Origin of the sequence: Microbacterium sp. MTN4-26 (assembly GCF_042846595.1) — a bacterium.
GTDB lineage: Bacteria > Actinomycetota > Actinomycetes > Actinomycetales > Microbacteriaceae > Microbacterium > Microbacterium luteum.
In genome coordinates, this window is sequence record NZ_BTGO01000006.1 from 108774 (window position 1) to 127887 (window position 19114).

The following is a 19114-nucleotide window of genomic DNA, read 5'->3' on the forward strand; positions in this document are numbered from 1 at the left end:
GAACGAGGAACGATGACCATCACGCAGGAACAGGCCACCTGGTTCGCCCAGACCTTCGCGCAGATCGCCGACAACGTCGAGCGCGCGGTGCTGGGCAAGCGCCACGTGGTCGAACTGGTGCTCACCGCGATGCTCAGCGACGGACACGTGCTGCTGGAGGATGTGCCCGGTACCGGCAAGACCTCGCTCGCCCGCGCCATCGCGCAGTCGGTGCAGGGCACCAACACGCGCATCCAGTTCACGCCGGACCTGCTTCCCGGCGACATCACCGGCATCAGCGTGTACGACCAGAAGCAGGGCGTGTTCGAGTTCCACGCGGGACCGATCTTCGCCAACATCGTGCTCGCCGACGAGATCAACCGTGCGAGCCCGAAGACGCAGGCGGCGCTCCTGGAGGTCATGGAGGAGGGGCACGTCACCATCGACGGCGTGAGCCGTGCCGTGGGGGTGCCGTTCCTGGTGCTGGCGACCCAGAACCCGGTCGAGCAGGCCGGCACCTACCGGCTTCCGGAAGCCCAGCTGGACCGCTTCCTCATGCGCACCTCGCTCGGCTACCCCGACCACGCTGCCACGGTGCGCATCCTCGACGGCGCGGCCATCGCCACCGAAGAGCTCCACCCGATCATCACCCCCCAGGCGCTGGTCGGCATGGCCGACCTGGCCGCCACCGTGTACGCCGACGCTCTCGTGCTCGACTACATCGCACGCCTCGTGGACGCGACGCGCTCGGCCGACGAGGTGCGCCTGGGCGTGAGCATCCGCGGGGCCCTCGCCCTCACGCGCGCGTCCCGCGCACGCGCCGCCGCGCAGGGGCGCACCTTCGTCACGCCCGACGACGTCAAGGCGCTCGCCGTGCCGGTGCTCGCGCATCGCCTGATCCTGCACGCCGAGGCCGAGTTCGACGGTGTCACCCCGGAAGCCGTGGTCGGCCAGGTGCTGCTGGATGTCGAACCGCCCACGCGACGCGAGGCGGTATGACGCCCACCGACTCCCGACTGACCCGCACATCCACCCGCGGCGACACCGCCGGCGGGTCGACGACGTTCGGCGCGACCGGCACGCACGTGTCGGGCACGCGACGCGATCGGGCGCTCGTCGGTGCGGTCGTGGGGCTCACGCGCGTGACCCGCGTGGTCGTGGCGGCCGTCGCCCAGGCGGCGCGGTGGTCCGCGCGCACCGTGCGTCCGGCGGGCGTGCTCGTGGTCGTCGCCGCGACCGTCGGCCTGGTCTTCGGCCTCGTCTTCGGGTGGGTGGAATGGCTGGTGGCCGCCGTCATCGCGCTCGTGCTGCTCGCGACGGCCGTGCCGTTCCTCTTCGGGGCGCGCTCCTACGCCGTGGATCTCTCCCTCGCGCACGAGCGCGCCGTCGCGGGATCGGCCGTCGCCGGCGCGATCGGCGTGCGCAACACCGGCCCGCGTACGACGCTCCCCGGGCGCCTGGACATCCCCGTGGGGGAGGGCCTGGTCGAGGTGGAGGTGCCGCTGCTGCGGCCCGGTCACGCGGTGGACGACCCGCTGGAGCTTCCCGACCTGCGCCGCGGGATCGTCTCGGTCGGGCCCGCCACGACCGTGCGGGCGGACCCCCTCGGCCTGCTGCGACGCGAACACGCCTTCCCCGACGTGCACGACCTGTACGTGCATCCGCGCACCGTGGCCCTCCCGTCCACGAGCGCCGGGCTCATCCGCGACCTCGAGGGTTTCCCGACGCGGCGGCTCGTGGATGCCGACATGGCCTTCCACGCCATCCGCGAATACGCGCCGGGCGACAGTCGCCGGCAGGTGCACTGGAAGTCCACCGCCAAGACCGGGCGGCTCATGGTGCGGCAGTACGAGGAGACCCGGCGATCGCGCATGGCCGTCATCCTCGCGATCGCGCAGGACGAATACGCCGATGCCGACGAGTTCGAGCTCGCCGTCTCGTGCGCGGCCTCCATCGGCCTGCGGGCGGTCCGTGACGCGCGGGAGGTCGACATCGTGGCCGGCGGCGACGTGCCGCGGGTGATCCGCGGTCGCCTGCGCGCCGTGCAGCGCGTGCCGGCGGTGTCCCCGCGTGGGATGCTCGACGGCTTCAGCGGGATCGACCTTCTCGAGACGACGATGCCGGTCGGCGAGGTGTGCCGTGTGGCGGGGGAGTCGGGCGAGCGCCTGTCGATCGCGTTCGTGGTGACCGGTTCCCGCGTGCCGCTGTCGCGCCTGCGTCAGGCCGCGCTGCACTTCCCCGCCGATGCGACGGTCGTCGGGGTGCGCTGCGACGAACGGGCGCACCCGCGCATGCAGGCCGTCAGCGGCATGACGGTGCTCACCGTCGGCACGATCGACGACCTCGCCGGCCTCCTCGTCCGCGGGGCGACCGCGTGAGCGGCTCGAGCGCCGCGGCGCGCCCGGCACGGCAGCCGGTCGGCGGTCCGGGACGATTCCTCGCGGGCGCCGCCTTCACGCTCGCGATCGTCGTGATCGCCGCGACCGCGGCTTGGCCGGTGTACGCGGCACCGCACTTCCTCGTGGTCGTCGCCGCCGGAGCCGCGATCGGCGCCGCCGTGGCGGTGTGCGCGCAGCGGTTCGGGTGGGGCGGATGGATCGTCGCGGCGATCCTGATCGGTGCCCTGTTCGCGGTCGGCGTCGTCGTCGCCGCTCCGACGCGGCTGTCCGATATCGCCCAGTTGCCGCTCGCGTTCGGTGATGTCCTCACCGGAGCCGTGTTCGGGTGGAAGGACCTGCTGACCGTCGATCTGCCCGTAGGGTCGTACCGCAACCTGCTGGTGCCGGCGCTGGTGGTCTTCCTCGGCGGAACGTGCGCGATGCTGCTGCTGTCCTGGCGGCGCGATGCACGCGCGTACGCCGCCGTGCCCGTCGGGCTGGCGATGGTCGGATTCGGCCTGCTCTTCGGGCGCACGACCGTGAGCGAGACCCTCGTGATGGGCCCGGTCGCGCTGCCGGCTCCCGTGGAGACCGCGGTGGGGGCGTCGGCTCTCACGGCCGCGCTGCTGTGGCTCGTCTGGCGCGGGCGCGCCCAGCGTGCCGGCGCCCTCGAGCGTGCCGGTCGAGCGCGCGTGACGCGCCGCGCCGCCAGCGGATCTGCGGCACGGGCCTGGACGGCCGCCGGGATGCTCACCCTCGCCGTGATCGTCGCCGTCGCGGTCGTCCCGCTCGGCGCGCAGGGGCTGAACCGCGACGTGCTGCGCAGCCTCACCGCACCCGAGATCGACCTGTCCGCCGAGATCAGTCCGCTCGCGGCATATCGGGCCTCGTTCGACGACGAGCGCTACGACGACGTGCTCTTCACCGTCGACGTCGAAGAGGGTGAGGTCGACCGCATCCGCATCGCCACCCTCGACGGGTACGACGGTGAGGTCTACCGCACCGAGCCGGAGACGCGCTTCGTGCGCGTTCCGTCCACCCGTGCGGCGGAGCCGGGTGAGAGCGCCGTCCTCGAGGTCGGCATCGCGGATCTCGGAAGCGTGTGGATGCCGACGGCCGGCGATCTCGTCGAGGTCGCCTTCGTCGGCGAGCGTGCGAGCGCCCTCGCCGACGGGTTCTACTACAGCGCCGACGACGCCGCGGGCGTCCAGACCGCCGGCGGCGGGCTTCGCGCCGGTGACGGCTATCGCCTCGTCGCTTCGGTGGCCGAGACCGTCGACCCGGCGGCGATGACCGCACCCGGCACGACGCCCGCGGTTGAGGCGCCGGAGAGCCTGCGCACGTGGGTCGAGGAGCACCGCACCGGATCGGACGGTGCGGCGCTCGTGGGACTGATCGACCTGCTGCGCGACCGCGGATACCTCAGCCACGGGCTCACCGAGCCGGAAGCGGGTTCGCGGTGGGTCGAGGACCTCGTCGACTACCGGTTCCAGCCCGCCGCTGCAGGCCACTCCCTCGCTCGCATCGATCAGATGTTCACGCGCCTGCTGCAGCGCGAGTCCGACCCCCAGGCCGTCGCCGCCGACAACTTCGTCGCCGCGGTCGGCGACGACGAGCAGTTCGCCGTCGCCGCGGCCCTCATCGCCGAGGAGCTGGGCTTCCCCGCCCGCGTCGTCGTCGGCACACGACTCCAGTCCGAGGACGACTCCGCGTCGGTGTGCGACGACGGTGTGTGCACCGCGGGCGATCTCGCCGCGTGGGTGGAGGTGCAGACCGCCACCGGGGCGTGGGTGCCGATGGACACCACGCCCCAGCACACGCGCTCGCCGAACCTGGACACGACCGAGCAGCGTGACCCCGAGAACGTCACCGACGTGCGCCCCGACGCCGTCGAGGAGGTCGTGCCGCCGGATCCCACCCAGCAGGATGACGCCGCCGCCCGCGACGACGAGGACCGCGCCGGGCTCGATCTGGCGTGGCTGTGGCCGGTCCTCCGGACGACGTCGATCGTGCTCCTGATCGCGCTGCTTCTGCTCGGCCCCTTCGCGGCCGTCATCGCCGCGAAGGCCGCGCGCCGGCGCGGACGACGCCGCGCCCCCACGCCGGCGGAGCGGATCGCCGGCGGGTGGGACGAGATCGTCGACGCGGCCGCCGATGCCCGCCGCGAGGCGCCCGGTGCCCGCACCCGGGTCGAGGTGGCCGAGCTCTGGGAGCTGCCCGACGGCGGTCGGATCGCGGCGGCCGCCGATGCCGCGACCTTCTCCGGACGCGGCGCGACCCCCGACGAGGCCGAGAGCTTCTGGCGCGACGTCGACGCGCGGCGACGCGCGCTGCGCACCGAGCGGGGTGTGTGGCGCGCGCTCGCGGCATCCGTTTCTCTGAGATCATTCATGCGTCAGGCCGCCCCGGCGGGCGGCCGCCGCCGACGTCTCGCCGAAAGGGGGGAGCGCGGCTCGCCCCGGCGAGCGCGCACCGCACCATGAACACCGACTCCACCGCACTCGTCGCCGTCACGGCGACCTCGCTCGTGGTCAGCGTGCTGCTCTACGTGTGGACGGCCATCGCGCTGTCGGCGCTGTTCCGCAAGTCCGGGGAAGCGGCCTGGAAGGGCTGGGTGCCGGTCTACAACCTCGGCGTCCTCTTCCAGCTCGCCGGCTACCCGTGGTGGAGCGTGCTGCTCATCCTTCTGCCTGTGGCCGGTCCCGTGATCGTGTTCGTGGTGTTCGTGCTCGCCGCTCACCGGGTGGGTCGCGCGTTCGGCTACGGCGGCGGAATGACCGTGCTCGCGGTGCTGCTGCCGCCGGTCTGGGCGACGGTGCTGGGCTTCGGCTCCGCCCGCTGGATCGGGGCCGATGACGCCGGTGCGCCGCGACGCCGTACCCACGGCGATGTGGCCGACCCGGTCTACGCCCGCGGCTTCGACGGGACACCCGCATCGTTCGGCGTCGCCGAGGAGGCGGCCGAGAGTCAGGACGGCGAGCGCCCCGCCGCGGCGGGCCTGGCCGGCTGGGCGCCCACGCGCGCACCGGAGCAGCCACCGGCCGACGCCGCATCGACGCCGGCCGCCGAGACGTCCGAGGCGCGGTCTCCTTTCGCGGACTGGTGGCCGGAAGTGCTCGATGAGGACCCCGACACCGACTCGGCCGTCGACGATCCCGTGCCCGGCGCCCTGCTCGATGAGAAGCCGTCGGGCGATGACGATGACGATGACGATGACGGTGGCGCGGCCGCCCCGCCGCCGCCCGTCACGGCCGCGCCCGTCATCGCGCCACCGCGCCCGGCCGACCTCCCCGGGGTCGATTCCGCGGCGGAGCCGGCGGTCGAGGATCGTGAGGAGGTGCCGCCGCCGCTGCGCCGGTCGACGGCGCGCCCGGCCTGGAACGGCTTCGACCTCAGCGTGCCGGGGGAGTTCACCGGCGAGGTCACCGACGCCGTGCCCGGGGCTCCGGCCCCGATCTCCGCCGTGCCGTCCGCGCCCGTCGTGGACGAGTCCCATCCGCCCGTGCCGCCCGAGCGCCCCGCCCCGCGTGAGTTCGTCGAACCGTCCGTGCCGCCCGAGCCCGCCGAACCGGCGGCGTCGCCCGAGAACGCCGAGCCCGCCGCGCCCGGCGAGCCGACATCCTCGCCCGCCGTCCCCCCGGCACCGCCGGCTGCGCCCACCCCGCCGCCCGTGACCCGTGCTCCCGCCGTCGCGCGCGATGCCGCCGCCCCCTCGTCGTCCGACGACGACGCGTTCCCCGACGACGGTGGGGTCTCCGCCATCGTGGGAGCGCCCGTGGCGGGCTCCCCGCTGTCGGCTCGATCCTCGGTGTCCGCGCGCTTCGCCGACGTCAGCCGTGACGAGGAGCTCGCCGACCACACGATCGTCACGCGACGTCGCCGCACCGGCTGGGTGCTGGTGGCCCCCGACGGGGAGCGCATCCCCCTCAGCGAGGAAGTCGCGATCGTCGGGCGCCGGCCGAGCGTCGATGCGGCCTTCCCGCAGGCGCAGCTGATCACCGTCGGCGACCCGACCCGCACCGTCTCCAAGACGCACGCCCGGCTCGAGCTGCGCGGTGACGTGTGGGCCGTGGTCGACCTCGACTCGACCAACGGCGTCGTGCTCATCGCCGACAACGAGGACGAGACGGACGTGGAGCCGGGTGCGGTCACCCGCCTCACCCCCCGCTTCCTGCTCGGCGACGCCGAGCTCCGCCTCGAGGAGGCCGCCGCCTCGTGACCGGCGATCCGCACGACGACGTCGATCCCGACGAGGCGACTCGGATCTCGCGCCGCGAGCGCGCCGGGTCCGGCGACAGCGCGGAAGACGTGACGGCCCGCTCGCGACGACGGGATCCGGAGCCGCCGACCCAGCTCGCGCGACGACGGATCGACGACGCGCCGACGGCACCTGCGGCCGAGCGGCGGCGTCGCCCCGACGCGACGACCGTCCGCGTGCGCGGCTCCCGCGCCGCAGACCCCGCGATCACGGCCGAACGACCGCTCGTGCGCACCGCAGCCGTACCGGACGGCGCCTTCGACCCGGTCGCGCCGCGAACCGCCGAGCCGTTCGTGGCGCGCCGCAGCCCGGCGTCGGCCCGTCGTCCGCAAGGGCCCGCCCCGGACCGCGCCGCCCGCTCGCGCGAGCGACGCCGCGGTCGGCGCCGGGCGTTCCTGCTCCTCGCCGGGATCGGGGTGGGCGTGGTCCTCGCCGCCGGCGCCCTGGTGCTTCTTCTGCTCTTGTGAGGCCGCGGGCGGATCCGACACTCGTTTGACCCCCCTCGGTGCCAGCGCGTATCATGGATCGGGTGTGCGTCCGCGCGCGCCGTCTGCCGTGTCTCGGCATGCCAGACGGGTCCGCGAGGTCGCCTCATCCCGGGAACGGTCTGCGAACAGGCCACCCCCACGGCATATCCGACAACGCGTGCAGCACGATTGTTCTGCACGTCGGATCTGTGGTGAAACCACGAACGCTGTCACCGTGCAGCACCTGTGCGACGGCTCCAGCCCCGCGCAGCACAACGAGAGTAGAGAGAACGTGCCAACCATTCAGCAGTTGGTTCGCAAGGGCCGCAGCCCCAAGGTCGCCAAGACCAAGGCTCCGGCGCTGAAGGCGAACCCGCAGCAGGCGGGCGTGTGCACCCGCGTGTACACCACCACCCCGAAGAAGCCGAACTCGGCGATGCGCAAGGTCGCCCGTGTCAAGCTCCGCAACGGCACCGAGGTCACCGCGTACATCCCCGGTGAGGGCCACAACCTGCAGGAGCACTCGCTGGTGCTCGTGCGCGGCGGTCGTGTCAAGGACCTCCCCGGTGTGCGTTACAAGATCGTTCGCGGCGCCCTGGACACCCAGGCCGTCAAGAACCGCAAGCAGGCCCGTAGCCGCTACGGCGCGAAGAAGGGTTGAGTTAGATGCCTCGTAAGGGACCCGCCCCGAAGCGCCCCGTTGTCAACGACCCGGTCTACGGTGCACCGATCGTCAGCCAGCTGGTGAACAAGATCCTCGTCGACGGCAAGAAGTCGCTCGCCGAGTCGATCGTGTACAACGCCCTCCGCGGCGTCGAGGCCAAGAACGGCCAGGACGCGGTCGCCACGCTGAAGAAGGCCCTCGACAACGTGCGTCCGACCCTCGAGGTCAAGAGCCGCCGCGTCGGCGGGTCGACCTACCAGGTGCCGGTCGAGGTCAAGCCGCACCGCGCGAACACCCTCGCGCTGCGCTGGCTCGTCAGCTACGCCAAGGGTCGTCGTGAGAAGACGATGACCGAGCGCCTCCAGAACGAGATCCTGGATGCCTCGAACGGCCTGGGTGCCGCGGTCAAGCGTCGTGAGGACACCCACAAGATGGCCGAGTCGAACCGGGCATTCGCGCACTACCGCTGGTAACCCGCGCTCCGCGTCGCCGCGTTTCGACTCGCGGCTTCGCCGCTCGCTCAACGACCGGAACCCACGGTCGTTGAGCGAGCAGCGCGAGACGAAACGCATCCATCCGTCACTACACGTAAGGACACCCCGTGGCACAAGACGTGCTCACCGACCTCAAGAAGGTCCGCAACATCGGCATCATGGCGCACATCGATGCCGGCAAGACGACGACGACCGAGCGCATCCTGTTCTACACGGGCGTCAATCACAAGATCGGCGAGACGCACGACGGCGCTGCCACCACCGACTGGATGGAGCAGGAGCAGGAGCGCGGCATCACGATCACCTCCGCTGCGGTGACGTGCTTCTGGGAGGGCAACCAGGTCAACATCATCGACACCCCCGGGCACGTCGACTTCACGGTCGAGGTGGAGCGCTCGCTCCGCGTGCTCGACGGTGCCGTCGCCGTCTTCGACGGCAAAGAGGGCGTGGAGCCCCAGTCGGAGACCGTGTGGCGTCAGGCCGACAAGTACAACGTCCCCCGCATCTGCTTCGTCAACAAGATGGACAAGCTGGGTGCTGACTTCTACTTCACCGTCGACACGATCGTCAGCCGCCTGAAGGCGAAGCCGCTCGTGCTGCAGCTGCCCATCGGAGCCGAGAACGACTTCGTCGGCGTCGTCGACCTCATCTACAAGCGCGCCCTGGTGTGGCCCGGCGACGCCAAGGGCGACGTGACCATGGGCGCCAAGTACGAGATCGAAGAGATCCCGGCAGACATGGTCGACAAGGTCGAGGAGTACCGCGAGAAGCTGCTCGAGGCCGTCGCCGAGTCCGACGACGCGCTGCTGGAGAAGTACTTCGGCGGCGAGGAGCTCGCCCCCGAGGAGATCAAGGGCGCGATCCGCAAGCTCACCATCGCCGGCGAGGCGTACCCGGTGCTCTGCGGCTCGGCGTTCAAGAACCGCGGTGTGCAGCCGATGCTCGACGCGACGGTGGACTACCTCCCCTCGCCCCTGGACGTGCCCGCCATCGAGGCGCACGACCCCAAGGACGAAGAGAAGATCATCGAGCGTCACGCCGACCGCGACGAGCCCTTCGCGGCCCTCGCGTTCAAGGTCGTCTCGCACCCCTTCTTCGGTCGCCTGACCTACATCCGCGTCTACTCGGGACACCTGGACTCCGGCTCGGCGGTCGTGAACTCGACCAAGAGCAAGAAGGAGCGCGTCGGGAAGATCTTCCAGATGCACGCCAACAAGGAGAACCCGGTCGACTCGGTCACCGCCGGTCACATCTACGCCGTGATCGGTCTGAAGGACACCACCACCGGTGACACCCTTTCGGACTCCGACAGCCAGGTCGTGCTCGAGTCGATGACCTTCCCGGAGCCCGTCATCGAGGTCGCCATCGAGCCGAAGACGAAGGCCGACCAGGAGAAGCTCTCGCTGGCCATCCAGAAGCTCGCCGAAGAGGACCCGACGTTCCGCGTCGAGCTCAACGCCGAGACCGGTCAGACCGTCATCAAGGGCATGGGCGAGCTGCACCTGGACATCCTCGTGGATCGCATGAAGCGCGAGTTCAAGGTCGAGGCGAACGTCGGAAAGCCCCAGGTGGCCTACCGCGAGACGCTCAAGAAGACCGTCGACAAGCACGACTACACCCACAAGAAGCAGACCGGTGGTTCGGGTCAATTCGCCAAGATCCAGTTCGGCCTCGCGCCCATGGAGGTCGAGGGCGACAAGATCTACGAGTTCGAGAACAAGGTCACCGGTGGTCGCATCCCCCGCGAGTACATCCCCTCGGTGGATGCGGGCTTCCAGGACGCGATGAACGTCGGTATCCTCGCCGGGTACCCGATGGTCGGTGTGAAGGCGACCCTCCTCGACGGCGCATCCCACGATGTCGACTCGTCGGAGATGGCGTTCAAGATCGCCGGTTCGATGGGCTTCAAGGAGGCCGCCCGCAAGGCCGGCCCCGTGATCCTCGAGCCGGTCATGGCCGTCGAGGTGCGTACGCCTGAGGAGTACATGGGCGACGTCATCGGCGACCTGAACTCGCGTCGTGGACAGATCCAGTCGATGGAAGACGCCGCCGGCGTCAAGGTGGTGCGCGCGAGCGTGCCGCTGTCGGAGATGTTCGGATACATCGGCGACCTGCGCTCGAAGACCTCGGGCCGCGCCGTGTACTCGATGGAGTTCGAGAGCTACGCCGAGGTTCCCAAGGCCGTGGCCGAGGAGATCATCCAGAAGAACAAGGGCGAGTAGCCCTGCTTCCGGGGCCGTCACGGCGGCCCCGGAAGCTCGCAAACTGAATACAGACCCGTCTATTAGACTGACAACCATCCCCGTAGACGACCGGTCGCAATCCAGCGCCCGGAAGATCTACACGACGTCCTGAGGAGGACCCAGTGGCTAAGGCCAAGTTCGAGCGGACCAAGCCGCACGTGAACATCGGAACGATCGGTCACGTCGACCACGGCAAGACCACGCTCACCGCGGCGATCTCGAAGACGCTCGCCGACAAGTACCCGTCGGCCACCAACGTGCAGCGCGACTTCGCGTCGATCGACTCGGCGCCCGAGGAGCGCCAGCGCGGCATCACGATCAACATCTCGCACGTCGAGTACGAAACCCCGAAGCGCCACTACGCTCACGTGGACGCCCCGGGTCACGCCGACTACATCAAGAACATGATCACCGGTGCCGCCCAGATGGACGGCGCGATCCTCGTGGTCGCCGCCACCGACGGCCCGATGGCCCAGACGCGCGAGCACGTGCTGCTGGCCAAGCAGGTCGGCGTGCCCTACCTGGTGGTCGCGCTCAACAAGGCCGACATGGTCGACGACGAGGAGATCCTGGAGCTCGTCGAGCTCGAGGTCCGCGAGCTCCTGTCGAGCCAGGACTTCGACGGTGACAACGCCCCCGTGGTGCAGGTCTCCGGTCTGAAGGCGCTCGAGGGCGACGACAAGTGGGTCCAGTCGGTCCTCGACCTCATGGAGGCCGTCGACGAGAACGTGCCCGACCCGGTGCGCGACAAGGACAAGCCGTTCCTGATGCCGATCGAGGACGTCTTCACGATCACCGGTCGTGGAACCGTCGTCACCGGCCGTGCCGAGCGCGGCACCCTGGCCATCAACTCCGAGGTCGAGATCGTGGGTCTGCGCCCGACGCAGAAGACGATCGTCACCGGTATCGAGATGTTCCACAAGCAGCTCGACGAGGCCTGGGCCGGCGAGAACTGTGGTCTGCTCCTGCGCGGCACCAAGCGTGACGACGTCGAGCGCGGCCAGGTCGTCGTGAAGCCCGGTTCGGTCACCCCGCACACGAACTTCGAGGGCACCGCCTACATCCTCTCCAAGGACGAGGGTGGGCGTCACAACCCGTTCTTCACGAACTACCGCCCGCAGTTCTACTTCCGCACCACCGACGTCACCGGCGTCATCACGCTGCCCGAGGGCACCGAGATGGTCATGCCCGGCGACACCACCGACATGACGGTCGAGCTCATCCAGCCGATCGCCATGGAGGAGGGCCTCGGCTACGCCATCCGCGAGGGTGGCCGCACCGTCGGTGCCGGCACCGTCACCAAGATCCTGAAGTGAGCCGTGCCGGGTCAATGCGCGCATAGCGCGCGTTGACGCGGCGTCGGCTCAGATCGAGTAGCCGCCGTCAGGCGGCGTATCGAGATCTCCTCGCGAGATCTCCACTCGAGATCCACGAAGCCCCCGGGGGAAACCTCGGGGGCTTCGTCGTGTCCGTACCGGCGCTCTCCGGCGTGTCGTTCCTGGGAGTCGACCCAGCGCGACACGCCCGGGTTTGCGTGGGATGTCGACCCGCGGCTAAGCTAGTCAGGTTCCACATTCCGGCGTGCGCTTCTGTGCGCCGCCGGATCACTGCCAGGGCAGTGCATAGGCGGCGCATCGAACTCTTCGAGCCAGACGCGCGAGGACCTAGGCCGCGGGTAGCAGAACACCACACCGACACCTCCTCGAGCGGGATGCACTCCCGTGCGTGCGAGTGCCGGCCGGACACCCGATGTCCGGATTGACATCAGAACAGCGGTGCAGCAGAACCCGCGAGAGCGGGACGAAAGTGCCAGGGCGCGAAAGCGCCGTGTGCGTCCGATGCCTGCGCTGTGCCCCGCAAGGGGAACACCGCGGTAAGACGCGAGAAAGAGAGTGAGCAGACAATGGCGGGACAGAAGATCCGCATTCGCCTGAAGTCGTACGACCACGCAGGTCTCGACTCCTCGGCGCGCAAGATCGTCGACACCGTGACCCGTGCGGGCGCGACGGTCGTGGGCCCGGTGCCCCTCCCGACCGAGAAGAACGTCGTGTGCGTCATCCGGTCGCCCCACAAGTACAAGGACAGCCGCGAGCACTTCGAGATGCGCACCCACAAGCGCCTGATCGACATCGTCGACCCGACGCCCAAGGCCGTCGACTCGCTGATGCGCCTCGACCTGCCGGCCGACGTCAACATCGAGATCAAGCTCTGAGGTCCGATCCATGGCTGACATCAACACCAAGGTTTCCAAGGGCCTGCTGGGCACCAAGCTCGGCATGACCCAGGTCTGGGACGCGGACGGCAAGCTCGTCCCCGTCACCGTCATCGAGGTGGCCCCCAACGTGGTCACCCAGGTCCGCTCGGTCGAGAAGGACGGCTACAACGCCGTTCAGATCGCCGCGGGCCAGATCGATCCCCGCAAGGTCAACCAGCCCCTCACGGCCCACTTCGAGGCCGCGGGCGTGACCCCGCGTCGCCACCTCACCGAGATCCGCACCGCGGACGCTGCTGACTACTCACTCGGTCAGGAGCTCACGGTGGACGGCGTCTTCGCATCGGGCCAGCTGGTCGACGTCGTCGGCACCAGCAAGGGCAAGGGCACCGCGGGTGTCATGAAGCGCCACAACTTCAAGGGCGTCTCCGCTTCGCACGGTGCGCACCGCAACCACCGCAAGCCCGGTTCGATCGGCGCCTCGGCGACCCCGAGCCGCGTCTTCAAGGGCATGCGCATGGCCGGCCGCATGGGCGGCGAGCGCGTGACCGTCCTCAACCTCACGGTGCACGCCGTCGACGCCGAGAAGGGCCTGCTGCTCGTCAAGGGCGCCGTCCCCGGCGCGCGTGGCCGCACCGTCTACGTCCGCAACGCAGTGAAGGGTGCCTGATCTCATGGCCGACTCGACTCTCGCGCTCGACGTCCGCAGCGCCGACGGCAAGAACGCCGGTTCGGTTGAGCTTCCCGCCGCGCTGTTCGACGTCAAGACGAACATCCCGCTGATCCACCAGGTCGTCGTCGCGCAGCGCGCGGCGGCTCGCCAGGGCACCCACTCGACCAAGCGTCGCGGTGAGGTCTCCGGTGCCGGCCGCAAGCCCTTCAAGCAGAAGGGCACGGGTAACGCCCGTCAGGGCTCCATCCGTGCGCCGCACATGACCGGTGGTGGCATCGTCCACGGGCCGAAGCCGCGCGACTACGCGCAGCGCACCCCCAAGAAGATGATCGCCGCCGCCCTGCTCGGTGCGCTGAGCGACCGTGCCCGTGGCGAGCGCCTCCACATCGTGGAGGCCTTCGGCACCGAGAACGGCCCGTCGGCCAAGGCCGCAGCGTCGGTCCTCACCGGCCTCGGCGCCACCAAGAACGTGCTCGTGGTCGTGGACCGCGACGACGAGCGCAGCATCCTGAGCGTGCGCAACCTCGCGTTCGTCCACGTGCTGTCGTTCGACCAGCTGAACGCCTACGACGTGCTCGTCTCCGACGACATCGTCTTCACCAAGGCCGCCTACGACGCGTTCGTCGCGTCGAAGAGCGCCGCCACCGAGGAGGTCTCGGCATGAGCACGGACAACGTCCTGCAGACGGCATCCAACAAGGACCCGCGCGACATCATCCTGAAGCCGGTCGTCTCGGAGAAGAGCTACGGACTCATCGACGAGGGCAAGTACACCTTCCTGGTGGACCCCCGCGCCTCGAAGACCGAGATCAAGGCCGCGATCGAGAAGATCTTCGGCGTGAAGGTCGCGGGCGTCAACACGATCAACCGCGTCGGCAAGGCCCGTCGCACCCGCTTCGGCACGGGCAAGCGCAAGGACACCAAGCGCGCCATCGTCACGCTGAAGTCGGGCTCCATCGACATCTTCACGGCAGTCAACTGACGGTCGGGTAAGGGACGAGACAAACATGGCTATTCGCAAGTACAAGCCGACGACCCCCGGTCGCCGCGGCTCGTCGGTGGCCGACTTCGCCGAGATCACCCGATCGACGCCGGAGAAGTCGCTGCTCCGTCCGCTGGCCAAGACCGGTGGACGCAACAACCAGGGCCGCATCACCACCCGCCACATCGGCGGTGGACACAAGCGCCAGTACCGCGTGATCGACTTCCGTCGCAACGACAAGGACGGCATCGACGCGAAGGTCGCTCACATCGAGTACGACCCCAACCGCACCGCGCGCATCGCGCTGCTGCACTTCGCCGACGGTGAGAAGCGCTACATCCTGGCGCCCGCCAAGCTCAAGCAGGGCGACATCGTCGAGTCGGGTGCCGGCGCGGACATCAAGCCCGGCAACAACCTGCCGCTGCGCAACATCCCCACCGGTACGGTGATCCACGCCATCGAGCTCCGCCCCGGCGGCGGCGCGAAGATGGCCCGCTCGGCCGGCGCCTCGGTGCGTCTGGTCGCCAAGGACGGCCCGTACGCGCAGCTGCGTCTGCCCTCGGGTGAGATCCGCAACGTCGACGCGCGTTGCCGCGCGACGATCGGCGAGGTCGGCAACGCCGAGCAGTCGAACATCAACTGGGGCAAGGCCGGCCGCAAGCGCTGGAAGGGCGTCCGCCCGACCGTGCGCGGTGTCGCCATGAACCCGGTCGACCACCCGCACGGTGGTGGTGAGGGCAAGACCTCCGGTGGTCGCAACCCCGTCACCCCGTGGGGTCAGCCGGAGGGTCGCACCCGCCACCCCAACAAGGAAAGCGACAAGTACATCGTCCGTCGTCGCACCGCCGGCAAGAAGCGCAAGTAGGTAGGAACAGAAGATGCCACGCAGTCTCAAGAAGGGCCCCTTCGTCGACGAGCACCTGCTTCGCAAGGTCGTGTCGCAGAACGAGGCGGGTTCGAAGAACGTCATCAAGACCTGGTCGCGTCGCTCGATGATCATCCCGGCCATGCTGGGCCACACGATCGCCGTGCACGACGGTCGCAAGCACATCCCCGTGTTCGTGACCGAGACCATGGTCGGCCACAAGCTGGGCGAGTTCGCGCCCACCCGCACCTTCCGCGGCCACGAGAAGGACGACAAGAAGGGCCGCCGCCGCTGACGCGGGGGCGCTGAGAGGAGAGAGAAATGGTGGAGTCCATCGCCCGCGTGCGACACATCCGCGTGACCCCTCAGAAGGCTCGTCGTGTCGTTGCCCTCATCAAGGGCAAGCAGGCCGAGGAGGCCCTGGCCATCCTCAAGTTCGCGCCGCAGGGTGCGAGCGAGCCGATCTACAAGCTCGTCGCCTCGGCGATCGCGAACGCTCGCGTGAAGGCCGACAAGGACGGCGAGTACCTGGATGACCAGGACCTGTACGTGAAGAACGCGTACGTGGACGAGGGCACGACGCTCAAGCGTTTCCAGCCCCGTGCCCAGGGTCGCGCATTCCAGATCAAGAAGCGCACGAGCCACATCACGGTCGTGCTGTCGACGCCCGAGGTCGCCGAGACCGCGCCGGCTGCCAACTCGAAGAAGGCGAGCAAGTAATGGGACAGAAAGTCAACCCGTACGGCTTCCGCCTCGGCATCACCACCGACCACGTGTCGCGGTGGTTCTCCGACTCGACGAAGCCCGGCCAGCGCTACGCCGACTACGTCGCCGAGGACATCAAGATCCGTCAGCTGCTGCAGAAGCAGCTCGACCGTGCCGGCGTGAGCAACATCGAGATCGAGCGCACGCGTGACCGCGTCCGCGTCGACATCCACACCGCCCGTCCGGGCATCGTGATCGGCCGCCGCGGCGCCGAGGCCGAGCGCATCCGCGGCGACCTCGAGAAGCTGACCGGCAAGCAGATCCAGCTGAACATCCTCGAGGTGAAGAACCCCGAGACCGACGCTCAGCTGGTCGCCCAGGGCATCGCTGAGCAGCTCGCCGCTCGCGTGGCGTTCCGCCGCGCGATGCGCAAGGGCCTGCAGGGCGCGCAGCGCGCCGGCGCCAAGGGTGTGCGCATCCAGGTGTCGGGCCGCCTCGGCGGCGCCGAGATGAGCCGCTCCGAGTTCTACCGCGAAGGCCGTGTGCCGCTGCACACCCTCCGCGCGAACATCGACTACGGCTTCTACGAGGCCAAGACCACCTTCGGTCGCATCGGCGTGAAGGTCTGGATCTACAAGGGCGATCTCACCAACAAGGAACTGGCGCGCGAGCAGGCGGCTCAGAAGCCGTCGCGCGAGCGCGGTGACCGCCGCCGTGGCCCCCGAAGCGAGGCCCCGGTCGCAGAAGGAGCGTCGGCGTAATGCTCATCCCCCGCAAGGTCAAGTACCGCAAGCAGCACCACCCCAAGCGCGGTGGCCAGGCCACCGGTGGCACCAAGGTGTCGTTCGGTGAGTTCGGCATCCAGGCGCTGACCCCCGCCTACGTGACCAACCGTCAGATCGAGTCCGCTCGTATCGCCATGACGCGTCACATCAAGCGTGGCGGAAAGGTGTGGATCAACATCTACCCCGACCGACCGCTGACCAAGAAGCCGGCCGAGACCCGCATGGGTTCCGGAAAGGGTTCGCCGGAGTGGTGGGTCGCAAACGTCAAGCCGGGCCGGGTCCTCTTCGAGGTCTCGGGCGTCAACGAGGAACTCGCTCGTGAGGCGCTGACCCGCGCAATCCACAAGCTGCCCCTGAAGGCACGCATCATCAAGCGCGAGGAGGGCGACGCGTAATGGCGATCGGCACCAAGACGCTCGCGACCAGCGAGCTGGACACGTTCGAAGACCAGCGCCTCGTCGAGGAGCTGCGCAAGGCCAAGGAAGAGCTGTTCAACCTGCGCTTCCAGTCGGCCACCGGGCAGCTGGAGAGCCACGGCCGCATCCGTGCGGTCAAGCGCGACATCGCGCGGCTCTACACCGTGATCCGCGAGCGCGAGCTCGGCATCCGTGCCACGCCCGCACCGGTGGAGACGAAGGCGAAGAAGAGCAAGGCCAAGAAGGCGGATGACGCCGACAAGGCCGAAAAGGAAGAGGCTGAGTGATGGCCACCACGAAGAAGGCAGCTGCCGAGGCCGCGGACCAGGTTCCCGGTCACGAGCACGCCGAGCACGACGTGCGTGACGCCGATGCGCGCGGCTACCGCAAGGCCCGCCGCGGCTACGTCGTCAGCGACAAGATGGACAAGACGATCGTCGTCGAGGTCGAGGACCGCGTGAAGCACCCCCTCTACGGCAAGGTCATGCGCCGCACCTCGAAGGTGAAGGCGCACGACGAGGCCAACACCGCCGGCGTCGGTGATCTCGTCGTCATCAACGAGACCCGCCCGCTGAGCGCGACCAAGCGCTGGCGTCTCGTCGAGATCCTGGAGAAGGCAAAGTGATTCAGAACGAGTCCCGGCTGAAGGTCGCCGACAACACCGGCGCCAAAGAGCTGCTGACGATCCGCGTCCTCGGCGGCTCGAACCGCCGTTACGCGGGCCTCGGCGACACCATCGTCGCCACGGTCAAGGACGCCATCCCCGGCGGAAACGTCAAAAAGGGTGATGTCGTCAAGGCCGTCGTCGTCCGCACCGTCAAGCACACCCGTCGCCCCGACGGGTCGTACATCAAGTTCGACGAGAACGCCGCCGTCATCCTGAAGAACGACGGGGAGCCCCGCGGCACCCGCATCTTCGGACCGGTCGGCCGTGAGCTTCGCGACAAGAAGTTCATGAAGATCGTCTCGCTCGCCCCGGAGGTCATCTGATCATGGCGAACATCAAGAAGGGCGACCTGGTTCAGGTCATCTCTGGTACGAAGGACAACCGCGGCAAGCAGGGCAAGGTCCTCGAGGTGCTCACCGAGCAGGACCGCGTCATCGTCGAGGGCGTGAACTTCGTCACCAAGCACACCCGCGTGGGCCAGTCCCAGCGCGGCACCAAGACGGGCGGCATCGAAACGATGGAAGCCCCGATCCACATCTCCAACGTCGCCGTCGTCGACCCCGAGACCAAGAAGCCGACCCGCGTCGGCCACCGCGTCGAGGAGCAGGTCAAGGACGGCGTGAAGCGCACGGTCCGCGTGCGCTACGCGAAGAAGTCAGGCAAGGACCTCTGAACATGAGCACCGCCATTGACGCGCAGGCTGGCCCTGCGGCCGAAGGCTCGCTTTCGGCACGTGTCCAGCCGCGCCTGAAGCAGAAGTACAACGCCGAGATCAAGAAGGCCCTGCAGGAAGAGTTCGGCTACGCGAACGTCATGCAGATCCCCGGTCTTGTGAAGGTCGTCGTGAACACCGGTGTCGGCGAGGCAGCTCGCGACAGCAAGGTGATCGATGGTGCGGTCGAGGACCTCACCAAGATCACCGGCCAGAAGCCGGTCGTCACCAAGGCCCGCAAGTCCATCGCGCAGTTCAAGCTGCGCGAGGGCCAGGCCATCGGCGCGCACGTCACCCTTCGCGGCGACCGTGCGTGGGAGTTCGTGGACCGCCTGGTCAACCTCGCGCTGCCCCGCATCCGCGACTTCCGCGGTCTGTCGGGCAAGCAGTTCGACGGCAACGGCAACTACACCTTCGGGCTCCAGGAGCAGTCGGTGTTCCACGAGATCGACCAGGACCGCATCGACCGCGTGCGCGGCTTCGACATCACGGTCGTCACCTCCGCGGGGACCGACGCCGAGGGCCGGGCGCTGCTGCGTCACCTCGGCTTCCCGTTCCGCGCGGACGACGCTCAGGCGTGACCTACCCCGTGGGCCCGGGACTTCCGGGCCCACA

Annotated in this window: 23 protein-coding genes; all 23 read left to right on the forward strand. The window is 69.3% G+C overall.

The features are described 5' to 3' along the window. The first annotated feature begins 12 nt into the window (after positions 1–12). A complete protein-coding gene (locus ACGG9C_RS06690; protein ID WP_071044908.1) occupies positions 13–978 on the forward strand; it encodes a MoxR family ATPase in 966 nt (321 codons plus the stop codon). Further along, complete coding sequence (locus ACGG9C_RS06695; RefSeq protein ID WP_194383814.1) at positions 975–2357, forward strand: DUF58 domain-containing protein; 1383 nt, start codon at positions 975–977, stop codon at positions 2355–2357. Before ACGG9C_RS06690 ends, ACGG9C_RS06695 begins: the two co-directional genes overlap by 4 nt. Further along, a complete protein-coding gene (locus tag ACGG9C_RS06700; RefSeq protein WP_194383813.1) occupies positions 2354–4840 on the forward strand; it encodes a transglutaminase-like domain-containing protein in 2487 nt (828 codons plus the stop codon). The genes ACGG9C_RS06695 and ACGG9C_RS06700 overlap by 4 nt, the downstream gene beginning before the upstream one ends. Further along, entirely contained in the window at positions 4837–6576 is a 1740-nt protein-coding gene (locus ACGG9C_RS06705; RefSeq protein ID WP_194383812.1) for a DUF5684 domain-containing protein, read from the forward strand. The genes ACGG9C_RS06700 and ACGG9C_RS06705 overlap by 4 nt, the downstream gene beginning before the upstream one ends. Continuing rightward, positions 6573–7082, forward strand: coding sequence for a hypothetical protein (locus ACGG9C_RS06710; protein WP_071044912.1), 510 nt, complete (start codon positions 6573–6575; stop codon positions 7080–7082). The genes ACGG9C_RS06705 and ACGG9C_RS06710 overlap by 4 nt, the downstream gene beginning before the upstream one ends. Before the next feature lie 292 nt (positions 7083–7374). Beyond that, on the forward strand, positions 7375–7743 hold the full coding sequence (rpsL, locus tag ACGG9C_RS06715) for a 30S ribosomal protein S12 (RefSeq protein ID WP_071044913.1): 369 nt from the start codon (positions 7375–7377) through the stop codon (positions 7741–7743). A 5-nt stretch (positions 7744–7748) separates the two neighbouring features. Further along, positions 7749–8219, forward strand: coding sequence for a 30S ribosomal protein S7 (gene rpsG, locus ACGG9C_RS06720; RefSeq protein WP_050722490.1), 471 nt, complete (start codon positions 7749–7751; stop codon positions 8217–8219). Between the two features lie 128 nt (positions 8220–8347). Further along, positions 8348–10462, forward strand: a complete 2115-nt coding sequence (gene fusA / locus ACGG9C_RS06725) for an elongation factor G (protein WP_390178420.1) — start codon at positions 8348–8350, stop codon at positions 10460–10462. Between the two features lie 143 nt (positions 10463–10605). Next, a complete protein-coding gene (gene tuf / locus ACGG9C_RS06730) occupies positions 10606–11799 on the forward strand; it encodes an elongation factor Tu (protein ID WP_071044915.1) in 1194 nt (397 codons plus the stop codon). Between the two features lie 587 nt (positions 11800–12386). After that, positions 12387–12695 (forward strand): 30S ribosomal protein S10, encoded by a 309-nt coding sequence (gene rpsJ, locus ACGG9C_RS06735; protein ID WP_039403048.1) that lies wholly within the window; start codon positions 12387–12389, stop codon positions 12693–12695. A 10-nt stretch (positions 12696–12705) separates the two neighbouring features. Beyond that, entirely contained in the window at positions 12706–13365 is a 660-nt protein-coding gene (gene rplC, locus ACGG9C_RS06740; RefSeq protein ID WP_286721358.1) for a 50S ribosomal protein L3, read from the forward strand. A gap of 4 nt (positions 13366–13369) precedes the next feature. Next, a complete protein-coding gene (gene rplD, locus ACGG9C_RS06745) occupies positions 13370–14032 on the forward strand; it encodes a 50S ribosomal protein L4 (RefSeq protein ID WP_071044917.1) in 663 nt (220 codons plus the stop codon). Beyond that, entirely contained in the window at positions 14029–14349 is a 321-nt protein-coding gene (rplW, locus tag ACGG9C_RS06750) for a 50S ribosomal protein L23 (protein WP_071044918.1), read from the forward strand. Before rplD ends, rplW begins: the two co-directional genes overlap by 4 nt. 25 nt (positions 14350–14374) lie before the next feature. After that, positions 14375–15214, forward strand: coding sequence for a 50S ribosomal protein L2 (rplB, locus tag ACGG9C_RS06755; RefSeq protein ID WP_071044919.1), 840 nt, complete (start codon positions 14375–14377; stop codon positions 15212–15214). 13 nt (positions 15215–15227) lie between these two features. Then, positions 15228–15509, forward strand: a complete 282-nt coding sequence (gene rpsS, locus ACGG9C_RS06760) for a 30S ribosomal protein S19 (protein WP_045246805.1) — start codon at positions 15228–15230, stop codon at positions 15507–15509. Between the two features lie 26 nt (positions 15510–15535). Beyond that, a complete protein-coding gene (rplV, locus tag ACGG9C_RS06765; RefSeq protein ID WP_071044920.1) occupies positions 15536–15934 on the forward strand; it encodes a 50S ribosomal protein L22 in 399 nt (132 codons plus the stop codon). Next, positions 15934–16680, forward strand: coding sequence for a 30S ribosomal protein S3 (gene rpsC, locus ACGG9C_RS06770; protein WP_071044921.1), 747 nt, complete (start codon positions 15934–15936; stop codon positions 16678–16680). The genes rplV and rpsC overlap by 1 nt, the downstream gene beginning before the upstream one ends. Continuing rightward, positions 16680–17099 carry a 50S ribosomal protein L16 gene (gene rplP / locus ACGG9C_RS06775; protein WP_071044922.1) on the forward strand — a complete coding sequence of 140 codons (420 nt, stop codon included), beginning with the start codon at positions 16680–16682 and terminating at the stop codon, positions 17097–17099. The genes rpsC and rplP overlap by 1 nt, the downstream gene beginning before the upstream one ends. Beyond that, entirely contained in the window at positions 17099–17407 is a 309-nt protein-coding gene (gene rpmC, locus ACGG9C_RS06780) for a 50S ribosomal protein L29 (protein ID WP_071044923.1), read from the forward strand. The genes rplP and rpmC overlap by 1 nt, the downstream gene beginning before the upstream one ends. Continuing rightward, on the forward strand, positions 17407–17745 hold the full coding sequence (gene rpsQ / locus ACGG9C_RS06785; RefSeq protein ID WP_075807117.1) for a 30S ribosomal protein S17: 339 nt from the start codon (positions 17407–17409) through the stop codon (positions 17743–17745). Before rpmC ends, rpsQ begins: the two co-directional genes overlap by 1 nt. After that, positions 17742–18110, forward strand: a complete 369-nt coding sequence (gene rplN / locus ACGG9C_RS06790; protein WP_071044924.1) for a 50S ribosomal protein L14 — start codon at positions 17742–17744, stop codon at positions 18108–18110. The genes rpsQ and rplN overlap by 4 nt, the downstream gene beginning before the upstream one ends. Positions 18111–18112: 2 nt before the next feature. Next, a complete protein-coding gene (gene rplX, locus ACGG9C_RS06795; protein ID WP_071044925.1) occupies positions 18113–18460 on the forward strand; it encodes a 50S ribosomal protein L24 in 348 nt (115 codons plus the stop codon). Positions 18461–18462: 2 nt separating this feature from the next. Continuing rightward, positions 18463–19080, forward strand: coding sequence for a 50S ribosomal protein L5 (gene rplE / locus ACGG9C_RS06800; RefSeq protein WP_228480828.1), 618 nt, complete (start codon positions 18463–18465; stop codon positions 19078–19080). The last annotated feature ends 34 nt before the right edge of the window (positions 19081–19114 follow it).

Coding starts and splice junctions, on each gene's coding strand:
- rplV (WP_071044920.1), top strand. CDS start 15,536: ATGGTGGAGTCCATCGCCCGCGTGCGACACATCCGCGTGACCCCTCAG.
- rpsS (WP_045246805.1), top strand. CDS start 15,228: ATGCCACGCAGTCTCAAGAAGGGCCCCTTCGTCGACGAGCACCTGCTT.
- rpsJ (WP_039403048.1), top strand. CDS start 12,387: ATGGCGGGACAGAAGATCCGCATTCGCCTGAAGTCGTACGACCACGCA.
- rpmC (WP_071044923.1), top strand. CDS start 17,099: ATGGCGATCGGCACCAAGACGCTCGCGACCAGCGAGCTGGACACGTTC.
- rpsQ (WP_075807117.1), top strand. CDS start 17,407: ATGGCCACCACGAAGAAGGCAGCTGCCGAGGCCGCGGACCAGGTTCCC.
- ACGG9C_RS06695 (WP_194383814.1), top strand. CDS start 975: ATGACGCCCACCGACTCCCGACTGACCCGCACATCCACCCGCGGCGAC.
- ACGG9C_RS06705 (WP_194383812.1), top strand. CDS start 4,837: ATGAACACCGACTCCACCGCACTCGTCGCCGTCACGGCGACCTCGCTC.
- rplX (WP_071044925.1), top strand. CDS start 18,113: ATGGCGAACATCAAGAAGGGCGACCTGGTTCAGGTCATCTCTGGTACG.
- rplD (WP_071044917.1), top strand. CDS start 13,370: ATGGCCGACTCGACTCTCGCGCTCGACGTCCGCAGCGCCGACGGCAAG.
- rpsC (WP_071044921.1), top strand. CDS start 15,934: ATGGGACAGAAAGTCAACCCGTACGGCTTCCGCCTCGGCATCACCACC.
- rplC (WP_286721358.1), top strand. CDS start 12,706: ATGGCTGACATCAACACCAAGGTTTCCAAGGGCCTGCTGGGCACCAAG.
- rpsG (WP_050722490.1), top strand. CDS start 7,749: ATGCCTCGTAAGGGACCCGCCCCGAAGCGCCCCGTTGTCAACGACCCG.
- rplE (WP_228480828.1), top strand. CDS start 18,463: ATGAGCACCGCCATTGACGCGCAGGCTGGCCCTGCGGCCGAAGGCTCG.
- ACGG9C_RS06690 (WP_071044908.1), top strand. CDS start 13: ATGACCATCACGCAGGAACAGGCCACCTGGTTCGCCCAGACCTTCGCG.
- rplW (WP_071044918.1), top strand. CDS start 14,029: ATGAGCACGGACAACGTCCTGCAGACGGCATCCAACAAGGACCCGCGC.
- rplB (WP_071044919.1), top strand. CDS start 14,375: ATGGCTATTCGCAAGTACAAGCCGACGACCCCCGGTCGCCGCGGCTCG.
- rplP (WP_071044922.1), top strand. CDS start 16,680: ATGCTCATCCCCCGCAAGGTCAAGTACCGCAAGCAGCACCACCCCAAG.